General features: G+C 70.5%; 7 protein-coding genes and 1 pseudogene. 2 read left to right on the top strand and 6 right to left on the bottom strand.

Translation table 11 applies throughout. The annotated features are described in order from the left end of the window. The 4 genes and pseudogenes from VOI19_RS08380 to VOI19_RS08395 form a co-directional block, all read right to left on the bottom strand. Positions 1-751, bottom strand: a pseudogene (locus VOI19_RS08380) (hypothetical protein); the annotation flags it as partial. 266 nt (positions 752-1017) lie between these two features. Further along, a complete protein-coding gene (locus VOI19_RS08385) occupies positions 1018-1629 on the bottom strand; it encodes a GyrI-like domain-containing protein (RefSeq protein WP_323792510.1) in 612 nt (203 codons plus the stop codon). A 66-nt stretch (positions 1630-1695) separates the two neighbouring features. Beyond that, positions 1696-3294: a 4Fe-4S binding protein gene (locus VOI19_RS08390; RefSeq protein ID WP_323792511.1), complete on the bottom strand. Its 1599-nt coding sequence runs from the start codon at positions 3292-3294 to the stop codon at positions 1696-1698. Position 3295: 1 nt separating this feature from the next. Continuing rightward, the gene (locus tag VOI19_RS08395) at positions 3296-4207 is read right to left on the bottom strand and encodes a diiron oxygenase (RefSeq protein ID WP_323792512.1); all 912 of its coding nucleotides are present in this window, start codon (positions 4205-4207) and stop codon (positions 3296-3298) included. A 124-nt stretch (positions 4208-4331) separates the two neighbouring features. Between VOI19_RS08395 and VOI19_RS08400 the strand changes: the two genes are divergently transcribed. Further along, the gene (locus tag VOI19_RS08400) at positions 4332-5027 is read left to right on the top strand and encodes a TetR/AcrR family transcriptional regulator (protein ID WP_323792513.1); all 696 of its coding nucleotides are present in this window, start codon (positions 4332-4334) and stop codon (positions 5025-5027) included. Here the strand turns inward: VOI19_RS08400 and VOI19_RS08405 are convergent. After that, positions 4987-6099, bottom strand: a complete 1113-nt coding sequence (locus VOI19_RS08405; RefSeq protein ID WP_323792514.1) for a VanZ family protein — start codon at positions 6097-6099, stop codon at positions 4987-4989. The two genes, VOI19_RS08400 and VOI19_RS08405, sit on opposite strands and share 41 nt — an antisense overlap. 45 nt (positions 6100-6144) lie before the next feature. Then, a complete protein-coding gene (locus VOI19_RS08410) occupies positions 6145-6846 on the bottom strand; it encodes a histidine phosphatase family protein (protein ID WP_323792515.1) in 702 nt (233 codons plus the stop codon). 132 nt (positions 6847-6978) lie between these two features. Here VOI19_RS08410 and VOI19_RS08415 point away from each other — a divergent pair, with 132 nt between their 5' ends. Next, positions 6979-8793, top strand: coding sequence for a SpoIVB peptidase S55 domain-containing protein (locus VOI19_RS08415; RefSeq protein WP_323792516.1), 1815 nt, complete (start codon positions 6979-6981; stop codon positions 8791-8793). Positions 8794-8799 lie beyond the last annotated feature (6 nt).

Consider the following 8799-nt stretch of genomic DNA (forward strand, 5'->3'; position numbering starts at 1 on the left):
ACTCGGCGAACATGTTGACGCCCTCTCCACCGCGCGAGTGACCCATCACGCCGACGCCGAGGTCGAGACCGACTCGACCCTGGAGCGCATCACCGATGCCGTCGGGACCGGTGGTGGTGTTCCACGAGCCGATCAGGTCGAGGGTCTTGCTGATGATCTGTGCGCGGCCGAGGTAGCCCGACTCGGCGGAGTTGTTGGACCAGTCGGTGATGTCGTTGATGTCGAGCGACGCCACGATGTAGCCCTGGGTCGCCAGCTGCTGGGCGAGATAGTCGTAGCCGCGGTACGACGCCGACACCTCGATCTCGAGCAGCTCGTCCATGAGGTCGTCGTCGGTCGAGCAGTCCCCCGCCTCGTACGACGCCAGGAACGCCGGGCCGATCAGCAGCTGGTCGTCGAGCACGCTGCCGCTCTCGCACGTCGCGTGGTTGCCGTGCTGGAAGACGATGACCGGGAAGGGCCCGTCACCCGTCTCGGGGTAGTGGACGACCCCGGCCTGGCGCATCGCCAGGACCGTCGGGTCGCCCACGGCGCCGCGGCCGACGTCGACCCGGTCGGCGAGGTCGTACTCCACGCGTTGAAAGCCGAGGTCTCCGCTGACGGCCGGGTCCGCTGTCGACTCAGCGGGCCCCACCGCCTGGGCGGAGCGACCGACGACCGCGACCAGAGCGATGACGAGGAGCGCCGCGACGAGGCCGGCCAGGAGCTGCCTGGCGATGGCGTGGCGGACGGGTGGGACGACAGCAGACATGGCGACATGAACCTCGTGATCGGGGGCCGCCGAGACACAGCCCAGGGACGTCGACCGACCGGTCGGCGACAGTGCTCTCAACGAGGCCCATCGGCCGCTGTCACGGCTCGAAGAGCCCGTCGGAGCAGTGTTCACGCGACTGCAACGTCGACCGTCCCGGCGTTACGACGTCGTCACCTCACGACGTCGACAACGTCACCGTTCGTCATGAACGACCGATCGAGAAGCGAGGTCGGCGTCCCGTGGAGAACCAGGTTTTGGGGGGGTCAGATCACCGGCTGGCGCAGGATCGTGCGCAGCTTGGCCGCCTCGACCCGTCGCGGGTCACTGAGGTAGATCTCGTGGTGCTTGCCGGTCATCCGGAGCCCCTCACCCGGGATGAACACGTCGTGCATCTCGGCCAGCACCGGCCCCTCGGCGTCGTACGGGCCGACGTGGAGCGTCTGCACGCACCTGCCCTCGTCGAGCACCTCGGCGCGCACCCGGTCGAGACCGACCGGCGGGTCCTTCTTGGCCGCCACGGCCGCGAGCGCGACGGCGATCATCTCGGTGGAGATCCAGTCCGGCACGAGAAGCATCAGGGTCCAGTCCCAGCGTGACGGGTCCCGCTCGGTCGTGTAGGCGGCCATGTCGTCGGCCCACCACAGACCCTCCATCGGCGGGACGACGTAGTCGCGGTCGAGGTCGAGCTTGCTGGCGAACTTGAGCGTGTAGGCCACGGGATAGAGCGCCTCGAAGGCCTCCCCGAACTCAGGAGTGCTGCCGGGGTCGCCGTGCCCGTCGACCATCAGGTACGTCATCGCCAGCAGGTCGACCAGCCGGAACTCCCCCTGCCGGGCGCGGTAGGAGTCGAGCGACTTCTTGAGGTCGATCTTCATGACCCCTCCATGGTGCACCCGGAGCAGGCCGGGCAGCGCCGATTCGCCCGATCGGTCCCGAACCGGTCAGCGCCCGCGGGCTGTCCCGACCAGGTCCTCGAGCGTGGCCAGCTTGACGACCCGGGGACGACTCAGCGGCTCCGAACGGCGCTCGCGCACGAGGCGCCGGAAGGACCGCGAGGAGCCTCGACCGGTCGTGATCCGCCGCTCGTTGGCGTCCTCGACGAGCGCGGCAACGGTCTCGGCAGCGTCCGCACGGTTGGAGCCGATGCCACCGCGCGGTCCGCGCTTGATCCAGCCCACGACGTACGACGCCGGCACCGGCTCGCCCCACGACGGGTCGATCACACGCCCCTGCTCGTGCGGCACGGTGTGGATCACGTCATCGAAGGGGAGACCGGCGAGCGGCTCGCTGCGATAGCCCACCGAGCGCAGCACCAACCCGGTGGGCACCCGCGCAGCACCCGCGTCGAGCACCACCGCGCCTACCCGGTCGCCGGCGTCGGAGCCCGCCTCGAGCCGGTCGACCGTGGAGTCGAACCGCAGCACGAGACGCCGGCGCGCCGGGTCGGGCGACACCGACCAGTCGACCGAGGACACGGGCACGCCCCGGAGCGCGGCGGTCTTGCTCCCGGCCTCGGCACCGGCGATCGCAGCAGCGACGTCCGGACCGCCGTCGATCACCACCTCGACGTCCTCGCGCGCCAGCAGCGGTCGCAGCTCCGAGAGCGAGTACGCCGCCGCGTCCGGACCACGCCGGGCGACGAGCACGACCTCCGAGACCGAGCCCTGGCGCAGTGCGACGAGCGCGTGGTCGGCAATGTCGGTGGTGGCCAGCCCCTGCGGACCGTCGGCGTCGCTCAGCAGGATCCGCGCCATGTCGAGGGCCACGTTGCCGTTGCCGATGATCACCGCACGCCCCTGCGCACGTGGGCCGAGGTCGACGGCGTCCGCTGCGACCTCGGGGTGAGCGTTGTACCAACCGACGAAGGTCCGCGCCGGCAGGCTGCCGACGAGGTCCTCCCCCGGCACGTCGAGACGCCGGTCGGCGGCGGCGCCCACGGCGTAGACGACCGCGTCGTGGTGCTCGAGCAGGTCGTCGTGGCTCACGTGGGTGCCGACCTCGAGATCGAGGACCAGGTCGAGACGCGGATTGCGAAGCACCGTGGCGAAGCGCGAGGCGATCGCCTTGGTGCTCTGGTGGTCGGGGGCGACGCCGAAGCGGATGAGCCCGCCCGGCACCGGGAGCCGGTCGATCATCGTGACCTCGGCGCCGGTCGTGCACAGCGCAGCGGCCGCGTAGGACGCGGCCGGCCCGGTGCCGACGATCGCGACCCGGAGACCGGTGGCGTGCGGCGCGAGCGTTGCGGGGAAGACGGGCTCGTCCCAGTCGTCCTGCGGCTCAGCGTCGGTGAAGTGGGCGCGGTTGAGGTCGACGTACTCCGCGGCGGCACCGCGCAGGAGCGCGTCGACCGGGAAGATCGCGTCGACCGGGCAGGCGTCGGCGCACGCGCCACAACCGATGCACGATCGAGGGTCGATGTAGAGCATGTCGGTGAGCCCGAAGTCGGGCTCGCCCGGCGCGGGGTGGATGCAGTTGACCGGGCACACCGACACGCAGGAGGCGTCGCTGCAGCAGGACTGGGTGATGGCGAAGGCGGTCACCTCAGATCATGCTCACGCGTCGGTAGAGCCACATCGCGGGGCGCGTGAGCAGGCCGAGCTCGTCGAGGAACTCCATCAAGTGGGCGCAGCTGGAGCGCATCAGCGTGTGGTGGTGCTGATTGGCCTTCGCCGCCGCGACGGCACGCTTGGTGTCGAGACCTGCGGCGGCATAGACGCCCTCGTTGACCATGTTGGAGACGATCACGTTGGCGGCGATCGCGATGATCAGCGCCGACATCCGTCGACGCAGCCGGCCGGCTCCCTCGATGCGCTCGCGCATCTCCTGCCGCGCGAACTTCATGTGCCGCGACTCCTCGACGACATGGATCTTGCTCGTCGTGCGCACGATCGGCAGGACGTCGGCGCCACGCATCCAGTCGCGCTGCATCACGTCGAGGACCTCCTCGGCGACCAGGATGCCGCCGTAGGCGACCTCGGCGGTGGCCACGGCCTTGAAGATCCGTCCGAGCTCGATGCTGGAGCGGCGCGGGAAGTAGGCGGGGATCTCCATCTTGGAGCAGGCCCGGGCGAACATGATCGAGTGCCGACACTCGTCGGCGACCTCGGTCAGGGCGAACTGGAAGTCCGACCCGGCGTAGTCGCCGCAGTACTGGTCGCGCAGCTCCATCTGCTGGAGGACCATCTCGAACCAGATCCCGGTGCTCATGATCGAGGCGACCTCGTGCCGGGTCAGCGTCACCCGCTGCTCGTCGGTCATCTCGTCCCACAGGTCCGTGCCGTAGAGCGTGCTCCACTCCGGGTTCAGCCCGAAGTGGTGAGGGTCGAGCGGGGCGTCCCAGTCGACCTCGGTGGCCGGGTCGTAGGACAGCGAGGCTGCCGAGTCGAGGAGCAGCTGCGACCCGTCGGGCGTCTCGGTGCGCGTTGCGTCGAGCGGGGCGGTCGGGTGGGTCATCGCCGTCACGGGGGCCTCCAGGGGGAGAGTTAAGTGATACACGCTGTTACTGATATCTAGACGGTACAACGCGTACCCCCAACTTGACCAGAGGTGGGTTCCCGAGTGGCCTACCGTGGGCCGCGTGAGCTCGCAGCCCCCCACCCCCGACGTCGACGGGCGCGCGACGCGGTGGACAGGCCAGCAGGACCGCCGCCGCGCCGAGTTCACCGACGCCGCACTGCGCGCGATCGACCGCCACGGCCCTGACGTCTCGACCGAGCAGATCGCCGCGGAGGCCGGCGTGGCCCGCACCCGCCTCTACCGCCACTTCGCCGGCGCCGCTGCGCTCAACCAGGCCATCGCGGCGCGCGCCGAGCAGATGGTCGTCGAGGCCCTCGCGCCTTCCTGGGACCTGCGCGCCAGCCCCGACACCATCATCCGTACGGCGGTCTCGGCCCACCTCGGCTGGCTCACTCGCCACCACCACCTCTACCGCTACCTCGTGCGGCACTCCGTGGCGACGTCCACCGGCGACAGCGCGGTCAGCGACGTCAAGAAGCTCATCGCCGACCACCTGATCAGCCTGCTCGGTGAGTTCGTCGCTCTCCTCGACGTCGACGAACGCGTGGTCCGACCGGTCGCCGTCGGGCTCGTCGGGTTCGTCGACGCCGCGGCCGACCAGTGGGTCAGCAGCCCGGGCGAGCTGTCGCTGGAGGACATGGTCGAGCTGCTGGCGTCCTGGATCTGGTCGGTCATCGACAACGTCCTGCGCAGCGCCGGCATCGAGGCCGACCCGGCTAGTCCGCTCCTGCCCGACCCGCCGACTGCTCTGGGCTGACCGACGCGTCGCGTCGCCCGATCTCCTCGTCGGCCGCTATCCGCAGGTCCAGGTTGGCCAGCACGTGGCTCAGCCCGCGGGAGTGGCGCGTCACCAGGGCAGCGCCCACGGTCAGCGCGAGGAAGAGCGGTACGCCGACCAGCGCCCACCAGCCACCGAGCAGCAGCAGGACCACCGGCGGGGTGATGCCGGTGAGCAGCTTGATCACCCGCGCCCACGGCTCGAAGCGGTTGAGGCTCGAGCGCCGCGGCACGGCGCGCACCGAGATCGTCCACTCCCCCACGGTCCGACCGAGCAGCAGGACCGAGGCGGCCTGGACGCCGTACGGCACGGCGATCTGCAGCGTCGTCTGCACGTCGAGGTCGAGACCGAGCGGGCTGTAGACCGCCGCCGCGCGGTAGACGAGCGCGACGAACCCACCGAAGAGCACCATGAACCACAGGTCGCTGACCATGCCGACGAGGCGACGTCCGCGAGTGATGCGGGTCGGCAGGGGCGTTGCGTGGGTACGACGGCTCACGAGGACCGCCGAGAGCAGCGACCCGGTGATCGCGCCGGCGGTGTTGACGACGAGGTCGTCGACGTCGAAGAGACGGTAGGCGCAGTCGTAGAGGGTCCAGACGCCGGTGAGCTGCGTGGTCTCGATGAGCAGCGAGACCGCGAAGCCGACGAGCGTGGCGACCACGACCCCGCGACGCAGGATCAGCCGGACGAAGAAGCCGAGCGGCACGAAGAGGAGCAGGTTGAGCGCGAGCTGGAGGAAGACCGGATCTCGCAGCATGCTCAGGACCCCGTCGCCGGCGAGGTCGCCGGCCCAGAGCCCCCGGATGGACGCGAGCGGCTCCAGGTTGCTCGACCTGCACCGGTAGGTGTTGGAGGCCGGCATCGGCAGCAGGGTGTAGGTCCACAACGCCAGGCCGTAGACGGCTGCGGCCAGCAGCGTCGCCAGGTCGCCGGGACCCAGCGAGCCGTCGCGTCGATAGCGCACGGCCGCGGTCGGGACGAACAGCAGCACCGCCAGCGCGCTGCCCAGCGCGATGGCGATCAGCGCATTGGTCGCCTGGTCTGACACGGATGAACGGTAAAGCCGGCGACGGCTTCCCGAGTCATCGGCGGGTCAGCGGTAGGTCAGGTGCTCGCCCTCGAGGTGGTGGTGCTCGTTGAAGGTCAGCAGCCGCGCGCCGGTGGACCCGACGAGCAGGCGTGTGTAGGCGGCGTTGACGACGACCGTGTTGAAACGTGCCCACAGGCGAGCCGTGGCCGCCTGGTCGTCGACGCAGGACGGATCGACGAGGGAAGCCGCGACCACAGCGATCGGTCCGCCCGAGGTCACGACCACGACGGTCTCGCCACGGCCGCACGCCGCGACCGCCTGGGCCAGCGAGGTGCGCACGCGCCCCAGGAAGGCGGCGTACGACTCGGTGGCTCCGGCGTCCTCGCCGGCGGTCCAGCGGGCGGTGGCCTCCTCGAAGATCTCCTGGAAGCGACGACGGTCGAGTGAGGTGTGGTCGGCCCCCGCCTCCGCGCCGCCGGTGGTGAACGCCGGGTGACCTGCCACCAGACCGACGTGGTCGAACTCGTCCCAGCCGGCGTCGATCGTGGCGGGCGGACCGTCCCACGCCGCGGCCTCGACCATCGCCTCGGCGGTCTCCCGGTGACGACGCAGGCTGCCGTGCACGATCGCGCTCGGCGTCACCTCACGCTCTCGCAGCCAGGCGCCCAGCAACCGGCCCTGCTCCCAGCCCCGTGTCGAAAGGACGTCGTAGTCGTCGGCGCCGAAGGAGGCCTGGCCGTGGCGCACGAGAAGGAGATGACCCATGACTCCACCCTAGGGATCGACCGCTCGGGAAATATGTGGGCCACCCACGCAACCTCGGGTCGCTCCAACGCGTCGTATGAGTTACTTCGATGGCCGGGACAGCCCGGCCCGTCTCCTGGGAGGGAACCTCACATGTCACCACGCCTCGCACGTCGTCGCTCGGGCGTCGTCGCGCTCACCTGCGCCGGGCTCACGCTCAGCGCCGGCGCACTCAGCGCCCTCGGCAGCACCGCCAACGCCAACGCCCCGCTCGCCCCCTCTGCCGACCCCGTCGCCGACTGCGCGGAGCCGTTCCCGGTCGCCGAGGTCGCCAAGGGCGACCTGGTCGACGGGCTGACCGTCGTCAGCGGCACGGAGCCGGTGGAGTTCACCGGCGAGGTCCTCGGCGTCCTCAACGACGGCATAGCCGCCGACATCGACATGATCATGATCGACCTCGACATGGAGGCCTTCGACGAGACCGGCGGCGTGTGGCAGGGCATGTCGGGCTCCCCCGTCTACGCCGCCGACGGTCGCCTGATCGGTGCCGTCGCCTACGGGCTCTCCTGGGGTCCGTCCAAGATCGCCGGCATCACGCCGTTCGAGCACATGGACGACTACTTCACCGCCGACCCCGACACCCGCAAGGCCGGGCTGTCCAAGGCGCAGGCGCGCCTCGTCGCCGACCGCGCCGGCGTGACCACCCAGCAGGCCGCCCAGGGCTTCCGCGAGCTCCCGATGCCCTTGGGCGTCGCCGGACTGTCGGCCCGCCGCCTCGAGCAGGCCCAGAAGCGCGGACCGAAGTTCCTCGACAAGAACACCTACGTGCTCGGCCGCGCCGGCGCTGACGCACCCGGCCCCGAGACCATCGTCGCCGGCGGCAACCTCGCCGCCTCCGCGGCGTACGGCGACATCACCTTCGCCGGGGTCGGCACCGCCACCTCGGTCTGCAACGGCGAGGTCGTCGGCTTCGGCCACCCGCTCTACCAGCTCGGTGAGACGACCGAGGGCCTCCACCCGGCCGACGCGATCTTCGTGCAGCCCGACTCGCTCGGCTCGCCCTTCAAGGTCGCCAACATCAGCCCCGTCGCGGGCACGATCACCCAGGACCGGTTGACCGGGATCACCGGCACGTTCGGCCCTGCGCCGTCGTCGTCCACGATCACCAGCACCGTCACCAAGGGCAGCACCTCACGCACCGGCGTCACCGAGGTCACCGTGCAGGACGCCCTGCCGGACGCCACGTTCTACGCCCTCCTCACCAACAGTGACCGAGTGCTCGGTGGCAACCCCCGTGGCTCGGCCCTCCAGACCTGGACCGTGGCCGGGGACGACAACGGTCGGCCCTTCCAGCTCACGTTCACCGACCGCTACACCGGCGGCGACCTCGTGTGGGAACCCATCTTCCAGCTGGCCGACCTCGTCTGGAACCTGGCCTACATCGACGGGGTCACCGTCGAGTCCGTCACGGCCGACAACAACGTCACCGACTCGCTCGACACCCACGGCCTCGGCGTCGTGGAGCAGAAGGCGAAGGGCGTGTGGACGCGCATCACGCCCAAGGCTCCGGGTCGCATCAAGGCCGGCAAGACGCTGCGCCTGCGGATGACCGTCAACGGCTCCGCCGGTGAGAGCACCCTGCGCATCCCCAACCTCGCCATCCCGAAGGAGGCCAGCGGACGCTCCCGGCTCGCGATCCGCGGCGGCAACAGCTCCTACTCCTGGTTCTACGGCCGCTCGGTCTCGAGCCTGGAGAAGCAGCTCGCCGAGGCCGTGCGCCACGACCAGATCAAGGTCGAACTGTCCGGCCGCAGCATCGGCGCCACCGAGGAGTCGGCCGGCGGTCGTCGTGGCCCGCGGCCCAGCGAGGAGGAGGAGATGTCGTCGTTCTCCCTCGAGCGCGTCCTCGGACCGCTCGCAGCCGTCGCCGACGGTCGCAAGCGGATCCCGGTGCGGATCACGAAGTAGTCGACC

The organism is Nocardioides sp. (assembly GCF_034670285.1).
In the GTDB taxonomy this organism is placed as follows: Bacteria; Actinomycetota; Actinomycetes; order Propionibacteriales; family Nocardioidaceae; genus Nocardioides.

Coding starts and splice junctions, on each gene's coding strand:
- VOI19_RS08385 (WP_323792510.1), bottom strand. CDS start 1,629: ATGAAGATCGACCTCAAGAAGTCGCTCGACTCCTACCGCGCCCGGCAG.
- VOI19_RS08395 (WP_323792512.1), bottom strand. CDS start 4,207: ATGACCCACCCGACCGCCCCGCTCGACGCAACGCGCACCGAGACGCCC.
- VOI19_RS08410 (WP_323792515.1), bottom strand. CDS start 6,846: ATGGGTCATCTCCTTCTCGTGCGCCACGGCCAGGCCTCCTTCGGCGCC.
- VOI19_RS08415 (WP_323792516.1), top strand. CDS start 6,979: ATGTCACCACGCCTCGCACGTCGTCGCTCGGGCGTCGTCGCGCTCACC.